Here is a 25,436-nt window from a genome sequence, read left to right as displayed (position 1 = left end):
CGTCACAGTGTGGAGGGGCTCATCACCGCTCAGGGAGGAAGCCCATGCGCAGAACCCGGATGCTCGCCGCCGCGGCCACGCTCGCCGTGGCCGCCACGACGGCCGTCGCCGTGCCCGCCGGCCAGGCGGCCGCGCCGAAGCCCGACACGCTCGCCAAGGGACTGATCGCCCCGCTCTCGGCCGCGGTCGACGACGACGGCACGGCGTACGTCACCCAGAACTTCGCCGGCCTGCTCAGCAGGATCCGCCAGGGCAAGAAGCCCAAGACGGTCTACGCGAGCAAGAACGGCAATGAGGTCGGCGGGGTCTCGGTCTTCCACGGCAAGCTCGTGTTCACCGAGACCAAGAGCAGCGGCGAGCAGATGCCGATCAAGTCGTGGGTCAAGTGGATCACGCCGAAGGGCAAGGTCAAGACGCTCGCCAACGTCCGTGCCTACGAGAACAAGAAGAACCCGGACCACAAGGTCACCTACGGCATCCGGGGCATCAGCGCCGAGTGCGCGGCGCAGTGGCCGACGGCGGACTTCGGTCCGCCGAGCTACCAGGGGCTGCCGGACTCGCACCCGTACGCGACGTACCAGGTCGACGAGGGCACCGTCTTCGTCGCCGACGCGGGGATGAACGCCGTGCTCTCCATCTCGCCGAAGGGCAAGATCCACACGCTCGCGGTGCTGCCCGCGGTGCCGGTGAAGATCACCGCGGAGCTCGCCCAGGGCATGAAGCTGCCCGACTGCGTGGTCGGCATGACCTACTACGGCGAGCCGGTGCCCACCGACGTGCAGAAGGGCTCCGACGGCAAGCTCCTGGTCACCACCGAGGGTGGCGGGCTCGGGGAGCAGATGCCGCTCGGGTCGCTCTACAGCGTCGGGATGAAGAACGGGAAGGTCAAGCAGATCGTCGGCGGCCTCTTCGCGCCCACCGGACTGGCGGTGGCGGCGAACGGCGACGTCTACGTCGCCCAGCTCTTCGGCGGTGAGATCTCCCGGATCAAGCACGGCACCACGAAGGTGCGCACGTACGCCAAGACGAAGCTGCCCGCCGCCGTCGAGTGGACCCCGGACGGCCTCTACGCCACCACGAACGTGCTCCCGCCGAACGACACGGCACCGCCCGCCGGCAAGCTCGTGCGCTACGGCGGCTGAGCCGACCCGCGGAGCCCCGGATGCGGGCCCGGTCGCCGGCCGGGCCCGCATCCGGGCGCGCGTGAACTAACCTCGTGCTGACATGTCCTCCCTCGGCCCGACCCCTGGCACGCCCCCCGGCGCCGTCCTCGGCGACGCCATCGCCGGCGCCGTCGCGGCCGTCGGGGACGAGCTGATCGGGCTGCGGCGCGACCTGCACGCGCACCCCGAGCTGTCCTGGCGTGAGCTGCGCACGACCGCCCTCGTCGCGGCCCGCATCCAGCGGGCCGGGTGGCGGGTCACCGAGTTGCCCCGCACCGGGCTGGTCGCCGAGATCGGCGACCGCGGCCCGGTCGTCGCGCTGCGGGCCGACCTCGACGCGCTGCCGGTCCCCGACCTCACCGGCGACCCGTGGGCGAGCACGGTCGAGGGGGTCACCCACGCGTGCGGGCACGACGTGCACACCTCCGCGCTGGTCGGCGCCGCCGTCGCCCTGGCGCGGGTGCACGAGCTGGGGCTGCTCCCGGGCCGGGTGCGGCTGCTCTTCCAGCCCGCCGAGGAGGTGATGCCCGGCGGCGCGCTGTCGCTGATCGAGCTGGGCGCCCTCGACGGCGTCGAGCGGATCTTCGGCCTGCACTGCGACCCCACCCTCGACGTCGGCCGGGTCGGCCTCCGCGAGGGGCCGATCACCGGGGCGGCCGACCACGTCGACGTCACGCTCACCGGCTCCGGCGGGCACACCTCGCGCCCGCACCTCACCGAGGACCTCACCTTCGCGCTCGGCAAGGTCGTCACCGAGCTGCCGGCCATCCTCTCCCGCCGGCTCGACCCGCGGGCGGGCGTCAGCGTGGTCTGGGGCGTGGTCCGGGCCGGCTCGGCGCACAACGTGATCCCCGCGACCGGCCGGGTCGGAGGGACGGTCCGGATGCTCGACGCGATCGCCTGGTCGGAGGCCGAGAAGCTGGTGCCGCTGCTCGTGGAGCAGATCGTCGCGCCGTACGGCGTGCACGCGCAGGTCGAGTACCAGCGCGGCGTGCCCCCGGTGGTCAACGACTCGGCCTCGACCACGCTGCTGGCGGGCGCCGTGGAGGCCGTGCTCGGCCTCGACGGCCACATGTCCACCCAGCAGAGCCTCGGCGGCGAGGACTTCGGGTGGTATCTCGACCGGGTCCCGGGCGCGATGGGCCGGCTCGGCACCCGCACGCCGGGCGGGCCGACGTACGACCTGCACCAGGGGAACCTCCGCGTCGACGACCGCGCGGTGGCGGTCGGCGCCCGGGTGCTGGCGCAGGTCGCGGTGGCGTCCTTGCCCCGCACCTGACGTGAAACGGGCGGTTCGCACGCATCGACTCGGTAACAACTTCGTCAACAGCGTGCCGTCGCCGCGCGAAGGGCCTAGTGTCTGACCTGTTTTCTGCGCCTGGAAGGGCGTCCACAGCACATGAAGGAGGCGTCTTGCGGCGCACCACGAAGTTTGCGGCAGTGCTCGCGGCCGGGATCCTGGCCCTCAGCGCGTGCGGCAGTGACAGCGACGGCGACAACGGCTCGGCCTCGGACGACGGCTCGAAGGCGCCCACCTCTGACGTCAAGGTCGGCATGGCGTACGACGTCGGCGGCCGTGGCGACCAGTCGTTCAACGACTCCGCGGCGGCGGGTCTCGACCAGGCCAAGGAAGAGGGCCTGATCGCCGAGAGCCAGGAGTCCGAGGCCGAGGACGGCGAGGCCGAGACCGCTCGCGAGGAGCGTCTGCGCACCTTCGCCGACGCCGGCTACGACCCGATCATCGCGGTGGGCTTCGCCTACGCCGCCTCGGTGGGCAAGGTCTCCAAGGAGTACCCCGACGTCCACTTCGCGATCATCGACGACTCCAGCCTCGCGGACTCCCCGAACGTCGCCAGCCTGGTGTTCGCCGAGGAGCAGGGCTCGTTCCTGGTCGGCGCCGCCGCGGCGCTGAAGACCGAGACCGACCACATCGGCTTCGTCGGTGGCGTCGAGACCCCGCTGATCCAGAAGTTCCAGGCGGGCTACGAGGCCGGCGCCCAGGCGGTCAACCCGGACATCAAGATCGACGTCAAGTACCTCACCCAGGTCCCGGACTTCTCCGGCTTCGCCGACCCGGCCAAGGGCAAGACGGCCGCGCAGGGCATGTACGACAACGGCGCGGACGTCGTCTACCACGCCGCCGGCGGCTCCGGTGGTGGCGTCTTCGAGGCGGCCTCCGAGGCCAAGGCCTGGGCGATCGGTGTCGACTCCGACCAGTACAACACCGCGGACCCGTCCGTGAAGGACGTCATCCTGACCTCGATGCTCAAGAACGTGAACGTCGCGGTCTACAACTACCTCAAGCAGGTCAGCGGGGGCGACTTCCCGACCGGTGTCACCACCTACGACCTCAAGGTCGACGGTGTCGGCTACTCCACCAGCGGTGGCTTCGTCGACGACATCACCGACCAGCTCGACGACTACAAGCAGCAGATCATCGACGGCGAGATCACGGTGCCGGACAAGCCGGCCAAGTGACCGTCGGCTGAATCGACACGATGACGGGTCCGCGGGGCAAGCCCCGCGGGCCCGTCCCGTCTCCGGTAGCGTCACGCCCGGACTGACAAGGAGGTCAGAGATCGTGCCCACCGCGGCCCCACCCAGCGAGATCGCCGTCCGCCTGCGCGGCATCGGCAAGAGGTTTCCTGGCGTCATCGCCAACGACGACATCAACATCGACGTGCGCCGGGGCACGATCCACGCCATCGTCGGCGAGAACGGCGCCGGCAAGTCCACGCTGATGAAGATCCTGTACGGCGTGCAGCCGCCCGACTCGGGCACGATCGAGATCAACGGCGAGCAGGTCACCCTGCACTCGCCGGCCGACGCCATCAAGGCCGGCGTCGGCATGGTCTTCCAGCACTTCATGCTCGCCGACAACCTCACCGTGCTCGAGAACGTCGTACTCGGCGCGGAGAAGCTCCACGGCATCGGCGCGAAGGCCCGGGCCGAGGTGGTGCGGATCTCGGACGCCTACGGCCTCGGCATCGACCCCGACCGCCTGGTCGAGGAGCTCGGCGTCGGCGCGCGGCAGCGCGTCGAGATCCTCAAGGTGCTCTACCGGGGCGCCCGCATCGTCATCCTCGACGAGCCGACCGCCGTACTGGTGCCCCAGGAGGTCGACGAGCTCTTCGGCAACCTGCGCGAGCTCAAGGCCGAGGGCCTGAGCGTCATCTTCATCTCCCACAAGCTCGACGAGGTGCTCTCGGTCGCCGACGAGATCACCGTGATCCGCCGCGGCACCACCGTCCGCACCGTCGAGGACCCCAAGGGCGTCACCGCCCGCCAGCTCGCCGAGCTGATGGTCGGCTCCGAGCTGCCGTCCCCGAGCACCGAGGCGTCCACGGTGACCGATCAGGTGCTGCTGCGCGTGCGCGACCTGTCGCTGCCCAGCGACGACGGCCGGCCGCTGCTCCAGTCGATCTCCTTCGAGATCCACCGTGGCGAGGTGCTCGGCATCGCCGGTGTCGAGGGCAACGGCCAGGCCGAGCTGGTCGAGTCGATCATGGGCATGCGCCCGGCGGCGACCGGGCTCGTCGAGCTCGACGGCGCCGACCTCTCCGGCCGCTCCACCCGCGACCGGCGGATGAGCGGCGTCGGCTACATCCCCGAGGACCGGCACCGCCACGGCCTGCTCCTGGACGCCCCGCTCTGGGAGAACCGGATCCTCGGCCACCAGTTCCGCCCGCCCAGCGTCAGCCACGGCCTCATCGACAAGCGCGGTGCCCGCAACGACACGCTGCGCATCATCGACGAGTACGACGTCCGCACCCCGGGCCCCGACGTGCTGGCCCGGGCGCTGTCCGGCGGCAACCAGCAGAAGCTGATCGTCGGCCGCGAGATGAGCGGCGAGCCGACCCTGCTGATCGCCGCACACCCGACCCGCGGCGTCGACGTGGGTGCGCAGGCCGCGATCTGGCGGCACATCAAGGACGCGCGTCGCAACGGCCTCGCCGTCCTGCTGATCTCCGCGGACCTCGACGAGCTGATCGGTCTCTCCGACCGGATCGAGGTGATCCTGCGGGGTCGCTTCGTCGGCACGTTCGATCCGGGCGACGTGACACCCGAGCGGCTCGGCTCCGCGATGACCGGAGCAGGGGAGGGCGAGTAGTCGTGACCAAGGCACGCCTCACGGCGCTGGGCCTGGGCATCGCATCCGCGGTGCTCGCGCTGCTGGCCGCATTCCTGATCACCAGCCTGGTCCTGCTGGCCGCCGGCGACCCGGTCGGCGACGTCTGGGGCCAGCTGCTGTCGTGGCCCGAGACGCGCAACTGGACCAACATCGTCAACAACGCCACGGTGCTCTATCTCTCCGGTCTCGCCGTCGCGGTGGGCTTCCGGATGAACCTCTTCAACATCGGCGTCGACGGCCAGTACCGCGTCGCTGCGTTCACCGCCGCGGTCGTCGCCGGCGAGGCCTGGCTGCCCGGCTACCTCAACACCGCGCTCGCGATCGTCTGCGCGATGGCGGTCGGCGCGATCTGGGCCGGCATCGCCGGCGTGCTGCGCGCCACCCGGGGCGTCAGCGAGGTCATCTCGACGATCATGCTGAACTTCATCGCGACCGGCCTGGTGGCCTACCTGTTGCGCCAGGTCGCGGTGCGCGAGGAGGGCAGCAACCAGATCGGCACCAAGCAGATCCCCGAGGGCAGCCGCATCGGCGGCATCCCGTTCGGCGACTACACGATCTACGGCTTCATCCTGATCGCCGCGGTGGCCGGCTTCGCCTTCTGGTTCGTGCTCAACCGCACCCGCTTCGGCTTCGACCTGCGGGCGACCGGCCGCTCGACCACCGCCGCGGTGGCCAGCGGCATCAGCGTCAAGAAGATGACGATCGCCGCCATGATGATCTCCGGCGCGGTGGCCGGCCTGGTCGGACTGCCGATCCTCTTCGGTGACGCCTACACCTACGGCTCGACCTTCCAGTCCGGCCTGGGCTTCGCCGGCATCGCGATCGCGCTGCTCGGCCGCAACAACCCGATCGGGATCGCGTTCGGCGCGCTGCTCTTCGCCTACCTCGACGAGCAGTCCAACCCGCTGCAGATCCTGGTCGGCGTCTCGCCCGACATCGTCGCGATCACCCAGGGCGTGATCGTGCTGACCGTCGTGATCTCCTACGAGCTGGTCCGCCGCTACGGCGTCCGTCTCGAGCAGCGCGAGGTGGCCCGCGCCTTGGCCACCTCACGCACCGACGAGCCCGAGGAGGTGAAGTCGTGAGTCTCCCCACCCTCATCGGCGCCGCCGAGCCCGGCACTCGGCCGCAGCAGCGTCGCCGGCTGCCGCGCTGGTGGTTCGCCGCCGCGCTGTTCCTGGTGCTGCTCGCGCTGTCGATCCTGGAGGCCGTCACCGGCGCGAACGACCTGGTCTCGCGCGGCACGGTCGCCGCGACCCTGATCGCGATCGTCCCGATCATGCTGGCCGGTCTCGGCGGCCTCTGGTCCGAACGTGCCGGCATCGTCAACATCGGCCTCGAGGGCATGATGATCCTCGGCACCTGGGGGGCCGGCTACTTCGGCTACCACTACGGCGCCTGGGCCGGCGTCGCCGGGGCGATCCTGATGGGCATGCTCGGCGGCCTGGTGCACGCGCTCGCGACCGTGATCTTCGGCGTCGACCACATCATCTCCGGTGTCGCGATCAACATCATCGCGCTGGGCGCGGTGCAGTACCTCGCGTCGCTGACCTTCGTCGGGCTGCCCGGTGGCGGGCAGACCCAGTCGCCGAAGATCCCCGACGTCCCGACGATCACGATCACACCGGTCGGCGATGCGCTCGGCGACATCGTGGGCAAGGACATCTTCTTCGTGTCCCAGCTCGCGTCGGTCGCGCAGGCGCTGGTGACCAACCTGTCGCTGCTCGTCGTGCTCGCGATGCTGCTGCTGGTGCTCACCTGGTGGGCGCTGTGGCGCACGTCGTTCGGCCTGCGGCTGCGCTCGTGCGGTGAGAGCCCCTCGGCCGCGGAGTCGCTGGGCGTCGCGGTGCTGCGCTACAAGTTCGTGGCGGTGCTCATCTCCGGCGGGCTCGCGGGCCTCGCGGGCGGCTTCCTGGCGATGGTCGCGTCCAGCAACTACCGCGACGGCCAGACCGGCGGCCGCGGCTACATCGGTCTCGCGGCGATGATCTTCGGCAACTGGCGCCCGGGCGGTCTGCTCGCCGGCTCCGGTCTGTTCGGCTATACCGAGACCCTCGGCCTGCGTCAGGGCGGCGACTCGGTGCACGCCCTGCTCCTCGCGCTCGCAGTGCTCGCCCTCGCGGCCGCGGTCTGGCAGGCCCGCCAGCAGCAGCAGCGCGCCGCGATCATCACCGGCGTCGTCGCGATCGGCCTCGGCGTGCTCTACTTCGCGATCGACCAGGTCCCCGGCGACTTCACGAGCATGACGCCGTACGTCGTCACGCTGCTCGTGCTCGCCTTCGCCTCGCAACGATTGCGGATGCCGGCGGCCGACGGGCAGATCTACCGGAAGGGCAGCGCGGGGTGATGGCCGCCGAGTCAGGGGACAGCTTCGACTGGGACGCGCTCAAGGCGGCCGCCGAGGAGGCGGTCACCCACGCCTACGCGCCGTACTCGCACTTCTCGGTGGGCGCCGCCGCGACCGTCGACGACGGCCGGGTCGTCACCGGGTGCAACGTCGAGAACGCGGCGTACGGCGTGGCGCTGTGCGCGGAGTGCGGCCTGATCGGCCAGCTGCACATCACCGGGGGCGGGCGGCTGACCCACTTCGTCTGCGTCAACGGTGACCGCGAGATCATCATGCCGTGCGGTCGCTGCCGCCAGTTGCTGTACGAGAACGGTGGTCCCGGACTGCTCCTGTGGACGGTCTCGGGGATCCGGAGAATGGACGAGGTGCTGCCTGATGCGTTCGGTCCCGACGACCTCGATTGACCTGACGGACCCGGAGGTCGTCGCCGACCCCTATCCACACTTCGCGCGCGAGCGCGAGGAGCACGCGGCCACCGGCGGCGTGGCGTGGCACGAGCCGTCGGGGATGTACCTGACGTTCGCGCACGCGTCCGTCGGCCAGGTGCAGCGCGACCGACGGCTGGGGCGGCTGTGGAAGGACAAGGAGCCGCTCGACTACCTCGAGCCCTTCAACCTCCTGCACCGCAACCAGATGATGGAGAACGAGCCGCCGGAGCACACCCGGCTGCGGCGCCCGGTCGCCTCGGCGTTCGCGCGCGGCCACGTCGAGCGGCTCCGGCCGCGGGTGCGCGAGCTCGCCGCCTCGCTGCTCGACGATGTCGACCCCGCCGGGTTCGACGTGATCGAGGGGTACGCCGAGCCGCTGCCCGTGTTGGTGATCGCCGACCTGCTCGGTGTGCCCCGGTCCTACGCCCACGACCTGCGCGACTGGTCGCAGGCGATCGTGCGGATGTACGAGGTCGCGCCGTCGCAGGAGACCGTCGACAACGCGGTCCGGGCGTCGGTCGAGTTCGCCGGCCTGGCGCGTGAGCTGGCCGCCGAACGGCGCGCGAAGCCGGCCGACGACCTGATCACCGACCTGGTGGCGACCGAGCTCGACGACAACGAGGTCGTCGCCGCCGTGGTGCTGCTGCTCAACGCGGGTCACGAGGCGTCGGTGAACGTGTTCGGCAACGGCCTGACCGCGATGCTGCGGCGCGGGCTGCGCCCCGGCGCCGACGTACCGGCCACCGTCGAGGAGATGCTGCGCTTCGACTCCGCGCTCCAGCTCTTCGAGCGCACCGCGATGGAGGACGTCGAGTTCGACCACGGCGAGCAGAAGGTCGTCGTCGAGGAGGGCCAGAAGATCGCGGCGCTGCTCGGCGCGGCCAACCGTGACCCGGCCGTCTTCGACCGGCCCGACGAGTTCCTGGTCGACCGGACGCCCAACAGCCACCTGGCCTTCGGGGTCGGCGTGCACTTCTGCCTGGGCGCCCCGCTCGCGCGGATGGAGCTGGCGGAGTCGGTGCCCGCGTTGTTCGAGACCTTCCCCGACCTGGCCCTCACCGGGGAGCCGGAGAGCCGGGGCACGTTCGTATTGAGGGGCTACCGCCGGGTGCCCGTGGGAGGAAGCCATGCATGACGCCGTCGAGGTGATCGCCGCGAAGCGTGACCGGTTGGAGTTGAGCGACAGCCAGATCGATTGGGTGATCGATGCCTACACGCGGGGTGGGGTGGCCGATGAGCAGATGTCGGCGTTGTTGATGGCGATCCTGCTCAACGGGATGGGCCGGCGGGAGGTCTCGCGGTGGACCGGGGCGATGATCGCCTCGGGGGAGCGGATGGACTTCTCGGGGCTGTCGCGGCCGACCGCGGACAAGCACTCGACCGGTGGGGTGGGCGACAAGATCACGCTGCCGTTGGCGCCGCTGGTCGCGGCGTGCGGGGTGGCGGTGCCGCAGCTGTCGGGGCGGGGGCTGGGCCACACCGGTGGCACGCTGGACAAGCTGGAGTCGATCCCGGGGTGGCGGGCGGGGCTGTCGAACCAGGAGATGCTTGCCCAGCTGGAGTCGGTGGGTGCGGTGATCTGCGCGGCCGGGGACGGGCTGGCCCCGGCGGACAAGAAGCTCTACGCGCTGCGCGACGTGACCGGCACGGTCGAGGCGATCCCGCTGATCGCCTCCTCGATCATGTCGAAGAAGATCGCCGAGGGCACCGGCGCGCTGGTGCTCGACGTCAAGGTCGGCACCGGCGCGTTCATGAAGGACCTCGACGCCGCCCGCGAGCTCGCCGAGACCATGGTCGCGCTCGGACAGGACGCGGGGGTGCGCACGGTGGCGCTGCTCACCGACATGACCACCCCGCTCGGCTACACCGCCGGCAACGGCATCGAGGTCGCCGAGTCCGTCGAGGTGCTCGCCGGCGGCGGACCCGCCGACGTGGTCGAGCTGACCCTCGCGCTGGCCCGCGAGATGCTCACCGGCGCCGGCCGCGGCGACGTCGACCCGGCCGACAAGCTCGCCGACGGGACCGCCATGGACACCTGGCGACAGATGATCCGCGCCCAGGGCGGCGACCCCGACGCCCCGCTCCCCACCGCACGCGAGACCCACACCGTGACCGCACCCGCCACCGGCACCCTGACCCGCCTCGACGCGATGGCCGTCGGCCTGGCCGCCTGGCGCCTCGGCGCCGGCCGGGCCCGCAAGGAGGACCCCGTCCAGGCCGGCGCCGGCGTGACCTGGCACGCCCGCCCCGGCGACCCCATCACCACCGGCCAACCCCTATTCACCCTCCACACCGACGACCCCGACCGCATCGACCGCGCCCAGACCTCCCTCGACCACGGCTACGACATCGCACCCACCGACACGCCGTACCAGCCCACCCCCCTCATCCACGACCGCATCGGCTGACCCCCGTGGCGGCAGTCGGTGGTTTCGAGGCTCGCCGCTGGCGCGGCTCGCACCTCAACCACCGTGTCGGTGGTTGAGGTGCGAAGGCGCTCTGGCGCCTGAGCCTCGAAACCACCGACTCAGGGCAGCGGCTCAGGGCAGGAGCAGCACCACCGTCTCGGCGACGCAGGCGGGCTTGGCGACGCCCTCGATCTCGATGGTGTAGCGGATCGCGGCCTGCTTGCCGCTCGGCAGGTCCGTGACGTCGCCGAGGGCGACGTGGGCGCGGATCCGCGAGCCGACCGGCACGGGGTGGGGGAAGCGGACCTTGTTGGTGCCGTAGTTGAGCCTGGCGCCGGGTGTTTCGAAGCTCACCACCTGGCTGCCCAGGAAGGGCACCAGGGACAGCGTCAGGTAGCCGTGGGCGATGGTGCCGCCGAAGGGGCCGGACGCCGCGCGCTCCACGTCGACGTGGATCCACTGGTGGTCGCCGGTCGCCTGGGCGAACCGGTCCACGCGCTCCTGGTCGATGGTCAGCCAGTCCGAGGTGCCGAGCTCCTCGCCGGCGGCGGCCGACACCTCGTCGAGAGTCGTGAAGACGCGCATGCCGCCAACGTATCGGTTCTGGTTGGATCAGTTCATGACGCCGACCCACGACCAGGTACGCCGGGCGCCGAAGGTGCTGCTGCACGACCACCTCGACGGCGGACTTCGGCCGCAGACCATCATCGAGCTGGCCGCCGACTGCGGCCATCAACTGCCCGACGTGGGCGGTGAGCCGACCGCCCCCCTGACCGCGGAGTCGCTCGGCCGGTGGTTCGCCGAGGCCGCCGACTCGGGCTCGCTGGTGCGCTACCTCGAGACCTTCGACCACACCGTCGCCGTGATGCAGACCGGGCCGGCCCTGACCCGGGTCGCCCGCGAGTGCGTGGAGGACCTCGCGGCCGACGGCGTCGTGTACGCCGAGATCCGCTACGCCCCCGAGCAGCACGTCGGCACCGGCCTCACCCTCGAGGAGGTCGTCGCGGCCGTGCAGGAGGGCTTCGACCAGGGCGTGGCGGCCACCGACGGCAGGATCGTGGTGCGCCAGCTGCTCACCGCGATGCGGCACCAGGCCCGGTCGATGGAGATCGCCCAGCTCGCGGTCGCCTGGCGCGACCGCGGGGTGGCCGGCTTCGACATCGCCGGCGCCGAGGCCGGCTACCCGCCCACCCGGCACCTCGACGCGTTCGAGTACCTCCAGCGGGAGAACTTCCACTTCACCATCCACGCGGGCGAGGCGTTCGGCCTGCCGTCGATCTGGCAGGCGATCCAGTGGTGCGGGGCCGACCGGCTCGGCCACGGGGTCCGCATCATCGACGACATCACCGTCCACGACGACGGCTCGGTCGAGCTCGGCCGGCTCGCGGCGTACGTGCGCGACAAGCGGATCCCGCTCGAGATGTGCCCCTGGTCCAACGTGCAGACCGGGGCGGCGGAGTCGATCGCGGAGCACCCGATCGGGCTGCTGAAGAAGCTGCGCTTCCGGGTCACGGTCAACACCGACAACCGGCTGATGAGCCAGACCTCGATGACCCACGAGATGTGGTCGCTCGTCGAGGCGTTCGGCTACGGCCTGCGCGACCTCGAGTGGTTCACCGTCAACGCGATGAAGTCGGCGTTCCTGCCCTTCGACGAGCGGCTGGCGCTCATCCAGGACCATATCAAGCCGGCGTACGCCGCCCTGCGGGAGGAGACGTGAGGTGAGGATCCACTACGTCCCGACCGTGCTGCTGCTCGGCTCCGCGCTGGTGCTGCTGCTGGTCGCGGGCGGGCTGCTGCTCAAGGGACAGGTGGTCCGTCGTACCGCCCAGCGGTTCCGCGCCCGGGCGGTCGCGGTGCGAGCGACCGTCGTGGGCCTGGAGGCCAAGGACCTCAGCCTGGGGGGTGAGCCCGACACGCGCTACTTCCCGCGGGTCTCCTTCGTCCCCGACGGCGCCGCGGGCCCGGTGGAGGCGCAGACGCTGACCGACGTGCCCGCGCCGCCGCCGCGGGTCGGCGACGAGCTCGACGTGGCCTACGACCCCGAGCGCCCGGAGCGGGTCGACGTGGCGGCGACCCAGGGCGGCCTGGAGGGCGCCGGGCGGACCTGGTTCGTGCTCGGCTACGGCGTGCTGCTGCTCGCGCTCGGCGTCGCCGCGGCGTGGCTGGTGCTGGTCCTCGTCGTCTGGACCTCCTGATGCCCGGGGCGGCGGAGTCGATCTTCTGGATCACCCTCTGCGCCGTGCTCGCCCCGCTGCTCGCCGGCCTGCTGCTGCGTGGCCGGGTGCCCGAGGTCGTGCTGCTGCTCGTGCTCGGGGTGCTGATCGGGCCGAACGTGCTCGAGCTCGCCGCCGCCGGCGAGGGCGTCACCATCCTGCGCGAGCTCGGGCTCGGGATGCTCTTCCTGCTCGCGGGCTACGAGGTCGAGGTGGACGAGCTGGTGGGCCGGGGTGGCCGCCGCGCGCTCATCACCTGGCTGGGCTGCTTCGCGGTCGCACTCACCCTGATCTTCCTGATCGGCCTGGCCGACGCCATCCACGCGGAGATCGCGGTCGCGATCGCCCTGACCTCGACGGCCCTCGGCACGCTGCTGCCCATCCTCAAGGACGGCGGCCTGCTCGGCACCCGCTTCGGGGGCACGCTGATGAACCACGGCGCGTACGGCGAGCTCGGTCCGATCGTGGCGATGGCGGTGCTCCTCGGCAGCCGCGGGCTGGTCGCCTCGCTGCTCGTCCTGGCCTCGTTCTTCGCGGTCGCCGTGCTCGTGCACCGCTTCTCGGCGCGGATCAGCCGGGAGGGCTCGGCCCTGCTCGCCGCCGTACGCCGTGGGGCGGAGACCTCCGGCCAGACCCAGGTCCGCCTCGTCGTGCTGCTGCTGGTCACGCTCGGCGTCGCGGCGGCGCTCTTCGACCTCGACGTCGTGCTCGGGGCGTTCGCGGCCGGCTTCGTGCTGCGCGGCCTGCTGCCGGCGGGCCACGAGAGCCTGGAGCACAAGCTCGAGGGGCTCGCCTTCGGGCTGCTGATCCCGGTCTTCTTCATCACCTCGGGGATGGCGATCGACCCGCGCGCGGTCGTCGAGGAGCCGGTCGCGCTCGTGGCCTTCCTCGGCATGATCCTGCTGGTGCGCGGCGGCGGCGTCCTGATCGCGACCCGTACGGAGCGGGAGGCGGGCCGCCGGGTCTTCGACGGCCGCGAGAGCGCGGCGATGGCCCTCTTCGCCGCGACCGGGCTGCCGATCATCGTCGCGGTCACCTCGGTGGCCGTCGACGCGGGCGAGATGACGACGACCAACGCGTCGGTGCTGGTCGCCGGCGGCGCGTTGAGCGTGTTGATCTGTCCGCTCCTCGCGCAGCGGCTGCTGGCGGGGCGCAGTCACCCGGTTCAGGTGAGCCCCGCCGACTCCGGGCCCGACTAGCCTCGGCGCGACACCGGGGCCGGAACCGGCCTCGACGCACCTGAGAGGAACGCTGTGGACAGCTTCTGGGACTTCTTCTGGTTCATCATCTCCTTCTTCCTGCTCATGGCCTACTTGGTTGTGCTGTTCCAGATCCTGACGGACCTGTTCCGCGACAAGGGCACCAGCGGCTGGATGAAGGCGGTGTGGGTCTTCTTCCTGATCATCCTCCCGCTGATCACCTCACTGGTGTACCTGATCGCCCGCGGCCACGGCATGGCCGAGCGCAACGTCGCCGCCATGAAGGCCGCCCAGGCCGACACCGACGCCTACATCCGGTCGGTGTCCTCCGGAGCCGGCTCGCCCGCCGAGGAGATCGCCCGGGCCAAGGCACTGCTGGACGCCGGCACGATCAACCAGGCCGAGTACGAGTCGCTGAAGGCCAAGGCGCTCGGCTGAGCTGCCTCGCCGGAAGCTCCTCCTGGCGGCAGCCCGCCAGGAGGAGCTCAGTCCGGCAGCACCGCGAACCAGGCGTGCTTCCAGCGCGATGTGGAGAGCGGTGCGACCACCCCGCGCGCGGGGTCGTAGGCCAGGGGCTCCCCGTCCCGCTCGTCGAGGACCAGGACGACGTGGCGGGGCAGCCACCGGCTGCCCAGGTAGACCGGCACCCGCCGGGGGAGCGCGGCGAGCACGTCCGCGCGCCGGTAGCGGCGGACCCGGCCCCCGAGCACGCGGGCGACCGCCCACGGTGTCGTGCCGAGTGCCCGGGGCCACCACCGGTTGAGCCGGCGGTGCATCGCCAGTACCTCGTCGCGGAAGCCCGGCCACGGCTCCGGGAGCCCGTGGTCGAGGAGCCGGGCGACCACGACGACCGACGGCCCGCAGGTGCGGGAGTCCGGCTGCCGCGGCCAGTCGGTCATCGCGCGGCGTCCTGCCCCGCCAGCCGGTCCAGGTCGGCGTAGGCCTGGTCCGGCGTCACCGGCCGGCACCCGCACTCGACGGCGTGGCCGACCACCCGGCGCTGGTCGCGCAGCAGTGCGAGACCGCGGCGGACCAGCACCAGCGGGGGCTTGCGGTGCTCGCGCAGGTCGCGGGTCAGGCGCCGCCAGAAGGTCACCATCGGGTGCTGGCGCACGCAGTACGCCGCGGCCAGCAGCCCGGCCTCCCGGCAGTGGGACACGATCTCCTGCGCGAAGATGCCCTCCGCGACGAACAGGTCGTGCCCGTCGAGGTCGAGCGTCTGCCAGCCGCAGCGGCCGTTCCGCGCGATCTCGTAGACCGGCACGTCCGCGCGCCCGGTGCGGCACAGCTCGTCGAGCGCCGCCATGGCGTCGTCGAGCAGCCACGACTCGGGGTCGTCCCAGTCGACGATGCCGGCGTTCGGACCCTCGGTGATCAGGGGGAGCGTGGGGTCGCCGCCGCTCTTGTAGAAGTCGTCGAGGCGCAGCACCGGCAGGCCGGTGCGCTCGGCGAGGCGGGACTTGCCGGCGCCCGACGGACCGGCCAGGACGATCACCCGGGCGTGCACGGACGGTCAGATGCCGATCGGGTGCCAGACGGTCTTGATCTCGAGGAACGCGGTGATCGGCTCCAGGCCCGGGTCGAGGGTCCAGTCGGGCTCGACGGCCGGCGCGCGGCGTACCCGCTTGAGGTTGTCGGCCGCCGCGACCTCGAGCTCCGTGGCGAGCGCGGGCTCGCCGGCGATGCCGGTCAGGTCGATGGCGTTGACGTCCATGTGGGCCGCGAGCCAGGGCGCGATCGTCGCGGCCGAGCCGGTGAGCAGGTTGACCACGCCACCGGGCACGTCGGAGGTCGCCAGCACCTCGGCGAAGGTCACCGCCGGCAGCGGCCGCTCGTACGACGACACCACGACCGCGGTGTTGCCGGTGACGATGACGGGCGCGACGACGCTGACCAGGCCGAGCAGCGAGGAGCGCTGCGGCGCGAGCACCGCGACCACGCCGGTCGGCTCGGGGGTGGAGAGGTTGAAGAACGGCCCGGCCACCGGGTTGGCGTTGCCGACGACCTGGGTGATCTTGTCGGCCCAGCCGGCGTACCAGACCAGCCGGTCGATGGCCTCGTCGACGACCTTCTCGGCCTTTGCGGCGGTCAGCCCCTCGGACTGCTGGGTCGCCTGCACGAACTGCGGCCGCCGGTCCTCCATCACCTCGGCGATGCGGTAGAGGATCTGCGCGCGGTTGTACGCCGTGCGGCCGGCCCAGGAGGCCTGCGCCTTGCGGGCCGCGACGACCGCGTCACGGGCGTCCTTGCGCGAGGCGAGGGCGGCGTTGGCCACGAACTTCCCCAAGCTGTCGGCCACCTCGTAGGAGTGCCCGGACTCCGAGCGCGGGAACGCGCCGCCGATGTAGAGCTTGTAGGTCTTGCGAACGTCGACTCTGCTGTTGGTTGGGCTCACTTGAGGTAGGCCTCCAGACCGTGGCGGCCGCCCTCGCGACCGTAGCCCGACTCCTTGAACCCGCCGAACGGGCTGGTGGGGTCGAACTTGTTGAACGTGTTGGCCCAGACGACGCCGGCGCGCAGCTGGTTGGCCATGGACAGGATCCGCGAGCCCTTCTCGGTCCAGACGCCCGCGGAGAGACCGTACGGCGTGTTGTTGGCCTTCTCGACGGCCTCCGAGGGCGTCCGGAAGGTGAGCACGGAGAGCACCGGGCCGAAGATCTCCTCGCGGGCGATCCGGTGGGCCTGCGAGACGCCGGTGAAGAGCGTCGGCGGGAACCAGAAGCCGGTCTCGGGCAGGTCGCAGGCGGGCGACCAGCGGCCGGCGCCCTCGGCCTCGCCGATCTCCGACAGCTCGCGGATCTTGGCGAGCTGCTCGGCGGAGTTGATCGCGCCGATGTCGGTGTTCTTGTCGAGCGGGTCGCCCACGCGCAGCGTGGACATCCGGCGCTTGAGCTTGGCCAGCAGCTCGTCGGCGACCGACTCCTGCACGAGCAGGCGGGAGCCGGCGCAGCAGACGTGGCCCTGGTTGAAGAAGATGCCGTTGACGATGCCCTCGACCGCCTGGTCGAGCGGGGCGTCGTCGAAGACGACGTTGGCGGCCTTGCCGCCGAGCTCGAGCGTGACCCGCTTCTCGGTGCCGGCGACCGCGCGGGCGATCGCCTTGCCGACGTCGGTCGAGCCGGTGAACGCGACCTTGTCGACGTCCGGGTGCGAGACCAGCGCCTGACCGGTCGCGCCCGCGCCGGTGACGATGTTGACCACGCCCGGCGGCAGGTCGGCCTGCTGGCAGATCTCGGCGAAGAGGAGCGCGGTCAGCGGGGTGGTCTCGGCCGGCTTGAGCACGACCGTGTTGCCGCAGGCGAGCGCCGGCGCGATCTTCCACGCCAGCATCAGCAGCGGGAAGTTCCACGGGATGATCTGGCCCGCGACGCCGAGCGGCCTCGGGTCGGTGCCGCGGCCGGCGTAGGCGAGCTTGTCGGCCCAGCCGGCGTAGTAGAAGAAGTGCGCCGCGACGGTCGGCACGTCGACGTCGCGCGACTCCTTGATCGGCTTGCCGTTGTCGATCGACTCGAGCACGGCGAGCTCGCGGCTGCGCTCCTGGATGATCCGGGCGATCCGGTAGAGGTACTTGGCGCGCTCGCGGCCCGACATCGGGCCCCAGACCTTCTCGTAGGCCTTGCGGGCCGCCTTGACGGCCGCGTCGACGTCGGCCTCGTCGGCCTCCGCGATCTCGGCGAGGACCTCCTCGGTGGCCGGGCTGATCGTCTTGAACGACGTACCGTGGCCCTCGGTGAACTCACCGTTGACGAAGAGGCCGTACGACGGCTTGATGTCGACGATGCTCCGGGACTCGGGAGCGGGGGCGTACTCGAACGGATTAGTCATCGGTGATCAGTCCAGCGTGAAGTAGTCGGGACCGGAGTAGCGGCCGGTCGTCATCTTGGTGCGCTGCATCAGCAGGTCGTTGAGCAGCGTGGACGCGCCGAAGCGGAACCAGTCCGGGTCGAGCCAGTCCGGGCCGGCCACCTCGTTGACCATGACGAGGTACTTGATGGCGTCCTTGGCGGTGCGGATGCCGCCGGCGGGCTTGACGCCGACCATCGTGCCGGTCTGCTCGCGGAAGTCGCGGACCGCCTCGAGCATGATCAGCGTGACCGGCAGCGTCGCCGCCGGCTGCACCTTGCCGGTGGAGGTCTTGATGAAGTCGGCGCCGGCCATCATCGCGAGCCAGCTCGCCCGGCGCACGTTGTCGTAGGTCTGCAGCTCGCCGGTCTCGAAGATGACCTTGAGGTGCGCGTCCTCCCCGTCGGCCCGGGCGCATGCCTGCTTGACCGCGACGATCTCGTCGAAGACCTGCTGGTAGTGGCCGGCGAGGAACGCACCCCGGTCGATGACCATGTCGATCTCGTCGGCGCCGGCCTCGACCGCGTCGCGGGTGTCGGCCAGCTTGATGTCGAGTGCCGCGCGACCGCTCGGGAATGCCGTCGCGACCGCGGCAACCTTGACCCCGGAGCTGCCCAGCGTCTCCTTCACGGTGGCGACCATGTCGGGGTAGACGCAGACGGCGGCGGCCGCCGGGCAGGTCGGGTCGGCCGGGTCGGGCCGCATCGCCTTCGAGGCGAGCGCCCGGACCTTGCCGGGGGTGTCCTGCCCCTCCAGCGTGGTCAGGTCGACCATCCGGATGGCGAGGTCCAGCGCGAACTCCTTGGCGCTGGTCTTGATCGAACGCGTCCCGAGGCCGGCCGCCCGCGCCTCCGCGCCGACCTGGTCGACACCGGGCAGTCCGTGCAGGAACCGGCGCAGCGCGGCCTCCGAACGGGTCGCGTCCGCGAGACCTGGGTCGGGGATGGTGGAAGTTCCGCTCACCGGGCCAGCATAGGGTTGGCCGAGCCCAGTACCACAACCTTGAGAGCACGACATGACCGAGCAGACCGGCGACCGGGTGGTCGAGCGCTTCCAGCCCACCAGCGGTCGCTTCAGCGGCATCCTCGGTCTGGTGACGGCGGGGGTCGTGCTGGTCCTCGCCGTGATCGGCCGGGACAGCGGCACGGCGCTCGGGGTCGCGATCGTCGCCGTGCTCGGCGCGGTGCTGGTCTGGGCGGCCCTGCTGCGCCCGGCGCTGTGGGTGACCGAGCGCGACCTGGTGATGCGCGGCATGTTCCACACCGACCGGGTGCCGCTCGCCGCCATCGACCGGGTGCAGGTGAGGCAGGTCCTGACGGTGACGGTGGGCGAGCGCGCCCTGGTGTCGCCGGTGGTGGGCTACTCGCTGCGGCACCTGACGAAGAACCGGGTCCAGCCGCGCGGCGGGATCGAGCAGCCGCGGCTCGACGCGCTCGAGCCGCGGGACCCGGTGAGCGACGCGCCCCTCGAGTCCAGCGTGCACCAGGCGTTCGTGGAGTCCCGGATCGCCCACCTCGCGAAGTCCGCGCGCGAGCGGGCCGGCCTCCGGCAGGGCTCGCCCGAGCTGCAGGTGCTGGCCGCCCACGTACGCCGTACCTGGGCCTGGCCCGAGATCGGCGCGTCGGTCGCGCTGGTGGTGGCGTTCGTGGTGTGGCTGGTCGTGCACTGAGCGGTCGCCCGCGTCGGCGGTGGTGTCGAGGCTCGCTCCGCTCGCACCTCAACCACCGTCAGATGCCGGCCGCGGCCTTGACGTCGTCGCGCAGGGCGTCGAGGCGGCCGGCGGCCGCGATCCGGGCGGCGTCCACGCCGGCGTCGGGGTCCACGGGTACGACGACCTCGAGGTAGCACTTGAGCTTGGGCTCGGTGCCGCTCGGGCGCACGATGACGCGGGCGCCGTCGGCGAGCCGGTAGCGCAGCCCGTCGGTCGGGGGCAGGTCTGCGCTGCCGGTGCTGAGGTCGTCGACGCGCTCGACGGCGAGCCCACCCAGCTCGCTGGGGGGAGTCGTCCGGAGCCGGTCCATGGCCGCCGCGATCTCGCCGAGGTCGGTGACCCGCGCCGAGAGCTGGTCGGTGGCGTGCAGGCCGTGGGCCAGGGCGATGTCGTCGAGGATGTCGACCAGGGTGCGGCCGTCGGCCTTGGCGGCCGCGGCGAGCTCGCAGAGCAGGAGCAGCGCGGAGACGCCGTCCTTGTCCTTCACGTGCTCGGGGTCGACGCAGTAGCCGAGCGCCTCCTCGTAGCCGAACGCGAGGTCCTCGACCTTGCTGATCCACTTGAAGCCGGTGAGCGTCTCGGCGTAGGGCTGGCCGGCGGCGGCCGCGAGCTTCCAGAGCAGGCTCGAGGAGACGATGCTGCAGGCGTAGGTGCCCCGCTTGCCGCGCGCGAGCAGGGCGTGGGCCAGGAGCGCGCCGACCTCGTCGCCGCGGAGCATCCGCCAGCCCTGGGGGCCCGGCACCGCCGCGGCGCAGCGGTCGGCGTCGGGGTCGTTGGCGACCACCAGGTCGGCGCCACGGCGCTCGGCGAGCTCGAGGGCGAGGTCCATCGCACCCGGCTCCTCCGGGTTGGGGAAGGCCACCGTCGGGAACTCCGGGTCCGGCTGCTCCTGCTGCTCGACCACCGCGGGCGCGGCGAAGCCGGCGGCCTCGAGCACGCGCTCGACCGACGTGCCGCCGACCCCGTGCAGGGGCGTGTAGACGATGTCGAGGTCACGGGGCCCGTCGCCGACCAGCGTCGCGGTGGTGTCGAGGTAGCGGTCGACGATCTCCTCGCCGAGCACGGTGCCGGCGCCGCCGCGCGGCACGTCACCGACCCGGCCCACGGCGGCGATCCGCGCCGCGATCTCGGTGTCGGCCGGCGGCACGATCTGGCTGCCGTCGCCGAGGTAGACCTTGTAGCCGTTGTCGCGCGGCGGGTTGTGGCTGGCGGTGACCATCACGCCCGCCGCGCAGCCGAGCTCGCGGATCGCGAACGCGAGCACCGGGGTGGGCAGCGGTCGGGGGAGGAGGTACGCCGTGAGCCCGGCGCCGGTCATCACCTCGGCGGTGTCGCGGGCGAAGACGTCGGAGTTGTGCCGGGCGTCGTACCCGATCACGACCGATCCGCTCCCGTGCCCGGTGTCGCGCAGGTAGGCCGCGAGCCCGGCCGCGGCGCGGGTGACGACGACGCGGTTCATCCGGTTGGGCCCGGCGCCGAGCTCGCCGCGGAGCCCCGCCGTGCCGAACTCGAGGGTGCCGTCGAAGCGGTCGGCCAGGTCGGTGCTCTCGGCCCCGGCCTCGACCCGGGCGATCACCGCCTCCAGCTCGGCGCGGGTCTGCGGGTCGGGATCGTCGGCGGCCCACGCCCGAGCGGCGGCGAGCAGGTCACTCATGCGGGGGTCCCCTGTGTGCTCATAGGGGGCACCATACGAGGATGCGGGCCTCCTTCGCCTTCCGGGACAGCTGGGAGATCGACGCGCCTCCGGCGCGCGTGCACGCCGTGCTCGTCGACCTCGAGCACTACCCGGCCTGGTGGCCGCAGGTCGTGGCGGTCGCCTCGCTCGGCCCCGACGACGCCCGGGTGCTCTGCCGCTCGGCGCTGCCCTACACCCTCGACCTGGTGCTGCACGCGGTCTCGCGCTCGGCCGCGCACCTCGAGGTGGAGGTCTCGGGGGACCTGGCCGGGGCGGTGCGCTTCGCGCTCACCCCGGTGCCGGCCGGGACCCGTCTCGACTTCGAGCAGGAGGTCCGGGTGCGGGGCTGGCTGGGCGCGGCGGCGTACCTCGCGCGGCCGCTGCTGCGCTGGAACCACGAGCGGATGATGCGAGGCTGCGCCTACGGCCTGCGGGCCCGTCTCGCGCTCAGCTCACGCAGAACTCATTGCCCTCGGGATCCTGCATGACGGCGAAGCAGGAGTGCTCGTCGAGGACGCTGCGGACCACCGTCGCGCCCTGGGCGACCACGCGGTCGACCGTCTCCTGGACCTCGCGGCGACGCTGCTCCATCGGCCGCGTCTTGTCGCGGCCGCCCGGGTAGACGTCGAGGTGCAGCCGGTTCTTCGTGACCGTCTTGCCCTCGGGGACGATCTGGAACCAGATCGTCGGCCCCTCGCCGGACGGGTCGTGGAGCCGGTCGCAGTAGTCGGGACCGATGTCGGTGAGCTCCTCCTCGGGAACGCCGACCGAGCGGTACCAGTCGACCCAGGACGCGTGGCCCGGCGGAGGCGGCTGCGGCTCGTAGCCGAGGAGCGGGGCCCAGAACCGGGCCAGCCGGTTCGGGTCGTTGGCGTCGATGGTGAGCTGCCAGGTGACCATGTCACCACGGTAGGCGTCGGCACCGACACCCGGCAGGGGTCGTCGGACACCCCGGCGCTCAGGCGTCGATCGAGCTCATGTCGCCGTACCGGTCACCGGCGACGGCGCCGCGCGGGACGGCCTCGGCGAGCGCCGTCAGGTCGTCGTACCCGAGCTCGACGTCGGCGGCCCCCACGTTCTCCTCGAGGTACCGGACCCGCTTGGTGCCGGGGATCGGCGCGACGCCGACCTCGTCGCCGCCCTGGGCGAGCACCCACGCCAGCGCCAGCTGGCCCGGCGTGCAGCCCTTCGCCTCGGCGATGGCGCGCACGGCGTCGACCAGCGCGAGGTTGGCCCGCAGGTTGTCGCCGTTGAGCCGGGGGAAGTACGCCGAGCGCCGGGAGTCCCCCTCCTCCAGGGAGTCGTCGGAGGTGATGGCCCCGGTGAGGATGCCGCGGCCGAGCGGGGAGTAGGGCACCAGCCCGATGCCGAGCTCGCGCAGCGTCGGGAGGATCTCGTCCTCGAGGTCGCGGGTGAAGAGCGAGTACTCGGTCTGGAGCGCGGTGATCGGGTGCGTCGCGTGGGCCCGGCGGATCGTGTCGGCGCCCGCCTCCGAGAGCCCGAGGTGGCGGACCTTGCCGGCCTCGACCAGCTCGGCCATCGCGCCGACCGTCTCCTCGATCGGCACGGTCCGGTCCACGCGGTGCTGGTAGTAGAGGTCGACGTGGTCGACACCGAGGCGCTGGAGCGAGGCGTCGCACGCGGCGCGGACGTACTCGGGGCGGCCGTTGATGCCGACACGGGTGCCGTCGGGCCGACGCTCGTTGCCGAACTTGGTCGCGAGCTGCACCTCGTCGCGACGGCCGGCGATCGCCTTGCCGACCAGCCGCTCGTTGGTGAACGGGCCGTACATGTCCGCGGTATCGAGGAAGGTGACGCCGAGGTCGAGGGCACGGTGGATGGTGGCGATACCGTCGGCCTCGTCCGAGGTGCCGTAGAACTCCGACATGCCCATGCAGCCGAGGCCGAGCGCGGAGACGGTGAGGGGCGACTGGGTCCCGAGGGTGCGGTGCTGGATCGTCATGTGTCCACTGAAGCGCCTGGAGTGCGCTCCAGGTCAAGGGCCTCGAGCTTCGCGCTGTAGATCCCGATCTTGCGGTCGATGGCACCGAGGTGCTCCTGCACCTCCGCCAGCCGGGCGAGCACCTGTACCCGGTGCGCACGGAGCAGGTCGAGGCGCGCCTGCTCCGTGCCCTCGCCGGAGCGCACCAGTTCGGCGTACCGGCGGACGTCGCGGATCGGCATGCCGGTGCCCCGCAGGCAGGTGAGCAGGTTGATCCACGTGAGGTCGCCGTCGGTGTAGCGCCGGTGCCCGGTCGCGGACCGGTCGACCGGGTGCAGCATCAGGCCGTCGCGCTCGTAGTAGCGAAGCGTGTCCGGGGTCAGGTCGGTCAGCTCGGCGACCTCGGCGATCGAGTAGCTCACGCCTCAGTCTCGCCCTTGGAGCGCACTCCAGGTCAACCGCCGCGAGGCGACCGCGGTCAGCGGGCGTACGCCTCGAGGTTCTCGCCGAGCTCGGCGAACAGGGCCTGGTTGAGGCGGAAGGCGAGCTTGACCTCGGCGACGATCCGCAGCCGCTCGTCGGCGTCCAGGTCGAGGGCGTCGAGCCGGGCCCGGTAGCCGTCCTTATAGACCTTCGGCTTCTCGATCTCCGGGAAGTCGTAGAAGGCGATGCCGGCGCCGCCGAGCTCGAACGTCCGGTCGAGGATCCGGCCGATGGCCTGGCCGCCGGAGAGATCGCCGAGGTAGCGGGTGTAGTGGTGGGCGACCAGCAGCGCGGGCCACTGCTCGGCGGCCTCGACCAGCCGCTGCCGGTAGGCGTCGGTGGCGGGGGAGTCGACGGTGCGGGGGCCGTCGGGAGCCCAGTGGTCGAGGTCGGCGTCGATCGCGGCCAGCCGCTCGAGCGCGTCGTCGCGGACCGCGGCGACGGACGGGTCGTCGCGGTGGGTGTGCACGGTCTGCTCCAGCGTCGCGTAGACGCCGCGCAGGCGGAGCAGGTAGTCGGCGTACCCCTGCTCGTTGACCCGGCCGCCGAGCAGGTCGGCCATGAACTTCGAGTCCTCCGCCGCCTGGTGCTCGGCGAGTGAGCCCTCGCGCATCGCCGCCGACAGATTGAGGTCGGTGGTGCGGTCGAGGACGGTCATGGCGGCTCCAGATGGGTCGAGGTTGATGTTGCGACAGATTGTCAGGATCGTAATATACACACAGACCTTTAGGTAAGGCATGCCTTAGTTAGTGCTACCTTTGTCGTCATGGGTGGTGGGGTGAGGACGGCCGCGGTCGCGGGCGCCGTGGTGATGGTCGGGCTGCTGGCGTCGTGCGGGCTGTCGTCGAAGGCGGACCCGGCCGAGGGCGACCGCACGGCCGCCGTCTCCGCGGGCAGTACGCCGCCGCTCTCCGAGGTGACGCCGCTCGACGACGTGCGGGACTGGGACGGCGAGGTCACCGCCGTCGCCGAGACCCCGGTCGACCCGGTGGCCGACGACCCCACCCCGAAGCTGCCGGTGACGGTGACCGACGCCCAGGGCACGAAGGTCACCGTGCAGGACGCCAGCCGGGTCCTCGCGCTCGACGTCTACGGCACGCTGTCGCGCACCGTCTTCGAGCTCGGCCTGGGTGACAACCTGGTCGGCCGCGACGTGTCGACGGAGTTCCCCGAGGCCGACGACCTGCCGCTGGTCACCCAGAACGGCCACGAGCTCAACGCCGAGGCCATCCTGGGCCTGGATCCGACGCTGATCATCACCGACACCTCGCTCGGGCCGTGGGACGTCATCCTCCAGATGCGCGACTCCGGCATCCCGGTCGTCGTGCTCGACTCCCACCGCGGCCTCGACAACGCGGCCGAGCTGATCCGCGCGGTCGCCGACTCGCTGGGGGTGTCCGACGCCGGCAAGGCCCTCGCGGAGCGCACCCAGCAGCAGATCGACGCCGTCACCGCCGAGATCGCCGAGATCGCGCCCGCCGACCGGGGCCAGCGGCTGCGGACCGTCTTCCTCTACGTGCGCGGGCAGTCGGGCGTCTACTACATGTTCGGCGAGGGCTCGGGCGCCGACTCGCTCATCGACGCCATCGGCGGGTACGACGTGGCCGAGGAGATCGACTGGAACGGCATGAAGCCGCTCACCGACGAGGGCCTGGTCGCCGCGCAGCCCGACCTGGTGCTGATGATGAGCGGCGGGCTCGACTCGGCCGGGGGCGTCGACGGGCTCCTCGAGCGACTTCCGGCCCTGGCACAGACCCCGGCCGGCGAGCACCGTCGGTTCGTGACCATGGACGACTCCCAGATCCTCGGCTTCGGGCCGATCTCCGCCAGCGTGCTCGACGCCCTCGCCGTCGCCGTCTACGCCCCGGGGGCAGCGTGAGCACCTCGGG

The 25,436-nt window shown here is 71.9% G+C and carries 27 protein-coding genes; 16 read left to right on the top strand and 11 right to left on the bottom strand.

All coding sequences use genetic code 11. The annotated features are described in order from the left end of the window. The first annotated feature begins 44 nt into the window (after positions 1–44). The 9 genes from FHU40_RS06975 to FHU40_RS06935 all read left to right on the top strand — a co-directional run bounded on the left by FHU40_RS06975 (position 45) and on the right by FHU40_RS06935 (position 10,478). The gene (locus FHU40_RS06975; protein WP_183591501.1) at positions 45–1,142 is read left to right on the top strand and encodes a ScyD/ScyE family protein; all 1,098 of its coding nucleotides are present in this window, start codon (positions 45–47) and stop codon (positions 1,140–1,142) included. 82 nt (positions 1,143–1,224) lie between these two features. Further along, positions 1,225–2,442, top strand: coding sequence for an amidohydrolase (locus FHU40_RS06970; protein WP_183591500.1), 1,218 nt, complete (start codon positions 1,225–1,227; stop codon positions 2,440–2,442). A 134-nt stretch (positions 2,443–2,576) separates the two neighbouring features. Continuing rightward, entirely contained in the window at positions 2,577–3,641 is a 1,065-nt protein-coding gene (locus FHU40_RS06965) for a BMP family lipoprotein (protein WP_183591499.1), read from the top strand. Between the two features lie 103 nt (positions 3,642–3,744). Further along, the gene (locus FHU40_RS06960; protein ID WP_183591498.1) at positions 3,745–5,274 is read left to right on the top strand and encodes an ABC transporter ATP-binding protein; all 1,530 of its coding nucleotides are present in this window, start codon (positions 3,745–3,747) and stop codon (positions 5,272–5,274) included. Between the two features lie 2 nt (positions 5,275–5,276). Then, the gene (locus tag FHU40_RS06955; RefSeq protein WP_183591497.1) at positions 5,277–6,380 is read left to right on the top strand and encodes an ABC transporter permease; all 1,104 of its coding nucleotides are present in this window, start codon (positions 5,277–5,279) and stop codon (positions 6,378–6,380) included. Continuing rightward, positions 6,377–7,642 carry an ABC transporter permease gene (locus FHU40_RS06950; protein WP_183591496.1) on the top strand — a complete coding sequence of 422 codons (1,266 nt, stop codon included), beginning with the start codon at positions 6,377–6,379 and terminating at the stop codon, positions 7,640–7,642. The genes FHU40_RS06955 and FHU40_RS06950 overlap by 4 nt, the downstream gene beginning before the upstream one ends. Beyond that, positions 7,642–8,046, top strand: a complete 405-nt coding sequence (locus tag FHU40_RS06945) for a cytidine deaminase (protein WP_183591495.1) — start codon at positions 7,642–7,644, stop codon at positions 8,044–8,046. The genes FHU40_RS06950 and FHU40_RS06945 overlap by 1 nt, the downstream gene beginning before the upstream one ends. After that, positions 8,018–9,205 carry a cytochrome P450 gene (locus FHU40_RS06940; RefSeq protein WP_183591494.1) on the top strand — a complete coding sequence of 396 codons (1,188 nt, stop codon included), beginning with the start codon at positions 8,018–8,020 and terminating at the stop codon, positions 9,203–9,205. The genes FHU40_RS06945 and FHU40_RS06940 overlap by 29 nt, the downstream gene beginning before the upstream one ends. After that, complete coding sequence (locus tag FHU40_RS06935; RefSeq protein WP_183591493.1) at positions 9,198–10,478, top strand: thymidine phosphorylase; 1,281 nt, start codon at positions 9,198–9,200, stop codon at positions 10,476–10,478. The genes FHU40_RS06940 and FHU40_RS06935 overlap by 8 nt, the downstream gene beginning before the upstream one ends. 132 nt (positions 10,479–10,610) lie before the next feature. Here the strand turns inward: FHU40_RS06935 and FHU40_RS06930 are convergent, their stop codons facing one another. Next, positions 10,611–11,063, bottom strand: coding sequence for a MaoC family dehydratase (locus FHU40_RS06930; RefSeq protein ID WP_183591492.1), 453 nt, complete (start codon positions 11,061–11,063; stop codon positions 10,611–10,613). Between the two features lie 34 nt (positions 11,064–11,097). Here FHU40_RS06930 and FHU40_RS06925 point away from each other — a divergent pair, with 34 nt between their 5' ends. The 4 genes from FHU40_RS06925 to FHU40_RS06910 are packed head-to-tail and all read left to right on the top strand — an operon-like array spanning position 11,098 to position 14,331. Further along, a complete protein-coding gene (locus FHU40_RS06925; protein ID WP_221199521.1) occupies positions 11,098–12,198 on the top strand; it encodes an adenosine deaminase in 1,101 nt (366 codons plus the stop codon). A gap of 1 nt (position 12,199) precedes the next feature. After that, positions 12,200–12,676: a DUF3592 domain-containing protein gene (locus FHU40_RS06920; RefSeq protein WP_183591490.1), complete on the top strand. Its 477-nt coding sequence runs from the start codon at positions 12,200–12,202 to the stop codon at positions 12,674–12,676. After that, positions 12,676–13,893, top strand: a complete 1,218-nt coding sequence (locus tag FHU40_RS06915; protein ID WP_183591489.1) for a cation:proton antiporter — start codon at positions 12,676–12,678, stop codon at positions 13,891–13,893. The genes FHU40_RS06920 and FHU40_RS06915 overlap by 1 nt, the downstream gene beginning before the upstream one ends. Before the next feature lie 54 nt (positions 13,894–13,947). Continuing rightward, positions 13,948–14,331 carry an SHOCT domain-containing protein gene (locus FHU40_RS06910; RefSeq protein ID WP_183591488.1) on the top strand — a complete coding sequence of 128 codons (384 nt, stop codon included), beginning with the start codon at positions 13,948–13,950 and terminating at the stop codon, positions 14,329–14,331. Between the two features lie 47 nt (positions 14,332–14,378). On the opposite strand, the gene FHU40_RS06905 is transcribed toward FHU40_RS06910, so the two are convergent. From FHU40_RS06905 to deoC, 5 genes are read right to left on the bottom strand one after another with little or no spacing between them, the layout of a single operon-like run. Beyond that, a complete protein-coding gene (locus tag FHU40_RS06905) occupies positions 14,379–14,792 on the bottom strand; it encodes a hypothetical protein (protein ID WP_183591487.1) in 414 nt (137 codons plus the stop codon). Further along, positions 14,789–15,400 carry an ATP-binding protein gene (locus FHU40_RS06900; RefSeq protein WP_183591486.1) on the bottom strand — a complete coding sequence of 204 codons (612 nt, stop codon included), beginning with the start codon at positions 15,398–15,400 and terminating at the stop codon, positions 14,789–14,791. Before FHU40_RS06900 ends, FHU40_RS06905 begins: the two co-directional genes overlap by 4 nt. A gap of 6 nt (positions 15,401–15,406) precedes the next feature. Next, positions 15,407–16,288 carry an aldehyde dehydrogenase family protein gene (locus FHU40_RS06895; RefSeq protein WP_183591485.1) on the bottom strand — a complete coding sequence of 294 codons (882 nt, stop codon included), beginning with the start codon at positions 16,286–16,288 and terminating at the stop codon, positions 15,407–15,409. Next, on the bottom strand, positions 16,285–17,718 hold the full coding sequence (locus tag FHU40_RS06890; RefSeq protein ID WP_183591484.1) for an aldehyde dehydrogenase family protein: 1,434 nt from the start codon (positions 17,716–17,718) through the stop codon (positions 16,285–16,287). Before FHU40_RS06890 ends, FHU40_RS06895 begins: the two co-directional genes overlap by 4 nt. 6 nt (positions 17,719–17,724) lie before the next feature. Further along, a complete protein-coding gene (gene deoC / locus FHU40_RS06885) occupies positions 17,725–18,699 on the bottom strand; it encodes a deoxyribose-phosphate aldolase (protein WP_343057763.1) in 975 nt (324 codons plus the stop codon). A 52-nt stretch (positions 18,700–18,751) separates the two neighbouring features. Between deoC and FHU40_RS06880 the strand changes: the two genes are divergently transcribed. Next, the gene (locus FHU40_RS06880) at positions 18,752–19,405 is read left to right on the top strand and encodes a hypothetical protein (RefSeq protein ID WP_183591482.1); all 654 of its coding nucleotides are present in this window, start codon (positions 18,752–18,754) and stop codon (positions 19,403–19,405) included. Between the two features lie 58 nt (positions 19,406–19,463). On the opposite strand, the gene FHU40_RS06875 is transcribed toward FHU40_RS06880, so the two are convergent. Beyond that, positions 19,464–21,101, bottom strand: a complete 1,638-nt coding sequence (locus tag FHU40_RS06875; protein WP_183591481.1) for a phospho-sugar mutase — start codon at positions 21,099–21,101, stop codon at positions 19,464–19,466. A gap of 41 nt (positions 21,102–21,142) precedes the next feature. Between FHU40_RS06875 and FHU40_RS06870 the strand changes: the two genes are divergently transcribed. Beyond that, positions 21,143–21,610: an SRPBCC family protein gene (locus tag FHU40_RS06870; RefSeq protein WP_183591480.1), complete on the top strand. Its 468-nt coding sequence runs from the start codon at positions 21,143–21,145 to the stop codon at positions 21,608–21,610. Here FHU40_RS06870 and FHU40_RS06865 read toward each other — a convergent pair. From FHU40_RS06865 to FHU40_RS06850, 4 genes are read right to left on the bottom strand one after another with little or no spacing between them, the layout of a single operon-like run. After that, the gene (locus FHU40_RS06865; protein ID WP_183591479.1) at positions 21,570–22,022 is read right to left on the bottom strand and encodes a VOC family protein; all 453 of its coding nucleotides are present in this window, start codon (positions 22,020–22,022) and stop codon (positions 21,570–21,572) included. The genes FHU40_RS06870 and FHU40_RS06865 overlap by 41 nt on opposite strands. 58 nt (positions 22,023–22,080) lie before the next feature. Next, on the bottom strand, positions 22,081–23,085 hold the full coding sequence (locus FHU40_RS06860) for an aldo/keto reductase (RefSeq protein WP_183591478.1): 1,005 nt from the start codon (positions 23,083–23,085) through the stop codon (positions 22,081–22,083). Next, positions 23,082–23,486 (bottom strand): MerR family transcriptional regulator, encoded by a 405-nt coding sequence (locus tag FHU40_RS06855; protein ID WP_183591477.1) that lies wholly within the window; start codon positions 23,484–23,486, stop codon positions 23,082–23,084. Before FHU40_RS06855 ends, FHU40_RS06860 begins: the two co-directional genes overlap by 4 nt. Positions 23,487–23,542: 56 nt before the next feature. Continuing rightward, positions 23,543–24,205, bottom strand: a complete 663-nt coding sequence (locus tag FHU40_RS06850; protein WP_183591476.1) for a biliverdin-producing heme oxygenase — start codon at positions 24,203–24,205, stop codon at positions 23,543–23,545. A gap of 108 nt (positions 24,206–24,313) precedes the next feature. Between FHU40_RS06850 and FHU40_RS06845 the strand changes: the two genes are divergently transcribed. Next, positions 24,314–25,426 (top strand): heme/hemin ABC transporter substrate-binding protein, encoded by a 1,113-nt coding sequence (locus FHU40_RS06845; protein WP_183591475.1) that lies wholly within the window; start codon positions 24,314–24,316, stop codon positions 25,424–25,426. Positions 25,427–25,436 lie beyond the last annotated feature (10 nt).

The sequence above is a fragment of the Nocardioides soli genome, from assembly GCF_014191495.1.
GTDB classification, from domain to species: Bacteria; Actinomycetota; Actinomycetes; order Propionibacteriales; family Nocardioidaceae; genus Nocardioides; species Nocardioides soli.
The sequence above is the reverse complement of the archived record's forward strand: the minus strand, read 5'-3'. Positions and strand labels throughout refer to the sequence as shown.

Bases quoted from the DNA above. Each gene is read 5' to 3' on its own strand.
- FHU40_RS06975 (WP_183591501.1), top strand. From the start codon at position 45: ATGCGCAGAACCCGGATGCTCGCCGCCGCGGCCACGCTCGCCGTGGCC.
- FHU40_RS06970 (WP_183591500.1), top strand. From the start codon at position 1,225: ATGTCCTCCCTCGGCCCGACCCCTGGCACGCCCCCCGGCGCCGTCCTC.
- FHU40_RS06945 (WP_183591495.1), top strand. From the start codon at position 7,642: ATGGCCGCCGAGTCAGGGGACAGCTTCGACTGGGACGCGCTCAAGGCG.
- FHU40_RS06940 (WP_183591494.1), top strand. From the start codon at position 8,018: ATGCGTTCGGTCCCGACGACCTCGATTGACCTGACGGACCCGGAGGTC.
- FHU40_RS06935 (WP_183591493.1), top strand. From the start codon at position 9,198: ATGCATGACGCCGTCGAGGTGATCGCCGCGAAGCGTGACCGGTTGGAG.
- FHU40_RS06930 (WP_183591492.1), bottom strand. From the start codon at position 11,063: ATGCGCGTCTTCACGACTCTCGACGAGGTGTCGGCCGCCGCCGGCGAG.
- FHU40_RS06925 (WP_221199521.1), top strand. From the start codon at position 11,098: ATGACGCCGACCCACGACCAGGTACGCCGGGCGCCGAAGGTGCTGCTG.
- FHU40_RS06915 (WP_183591489.1), top strand. From the start codon at position 12,676: ATGCCCGGGGCGGCGGAGTCGATCTTCTGGATCACCCTCTGCGCCGTG.
- FHU40_RS06905 (WP_183591487.1), bottom strand. From the start codon at position 14,792: ATGACCGACTGGCCGCGGCAGCCGGACTCCCGCACCTGCGGGCCGTCG.
- FHU40_RS06890 (WP_183591484.1), bottom strand. From the start codon at position 17,718: ATGACTAATCCGTTCGAGTACGCCCCCGCTCCCGAGTCCCGGAGCATC.
- FHU40_RS06880 (WP_183591482.1), top strand. From the start codon at position 18,752: ATGACCGAGCAGACCGGCGACCGGGTGGTCGAGCGCTTCCAGCCCACC.
- FHU40_RS06875 (WP_183591481.1), bottom strand. From the start codon at position 21,101: ATGAGTGACCTGCTCGCCGCCGCTCGGGCGTGGGCCGCCGACGATCCC.
- FHU40_RS06870 (WP_183591480.1), top strand. From the start codon at position 21,143: ATGCGGGCCTCCTTCGCCTTCCGGGACAGCTGGGAGATCGACGCGCCT.
- FHU40_RS06865 (WP_183591479.1), bottom strand. From the start codon at position 22,022: ATGGTCACCTGGCAGCTCACCATCGACGCCAACGACCCGAACCGGCTG.
- FHU40_RS06860 (WP_183591478.1), bottom strand. From the start codon at position 23,085: ATGACGATCCAGCACCGCACCCTCGGGACCCAGTCGCCCCTCACCGTC.
- FHU40_RS06850 (WP_183591476.1), bottom strand. From the start codon at position 24,205: ATGACCGTCCTCGACCGCACCACCGACCTCAATCTGTCGGCGGCGATG.
- FHU40_RS06845 (WP_183591475.1), top strand. From the start codon at position 24,314: ATGGGTGGTGGGGTGAGGACGGCCGCGGTCGCGGGCGCCGTGGTGATG.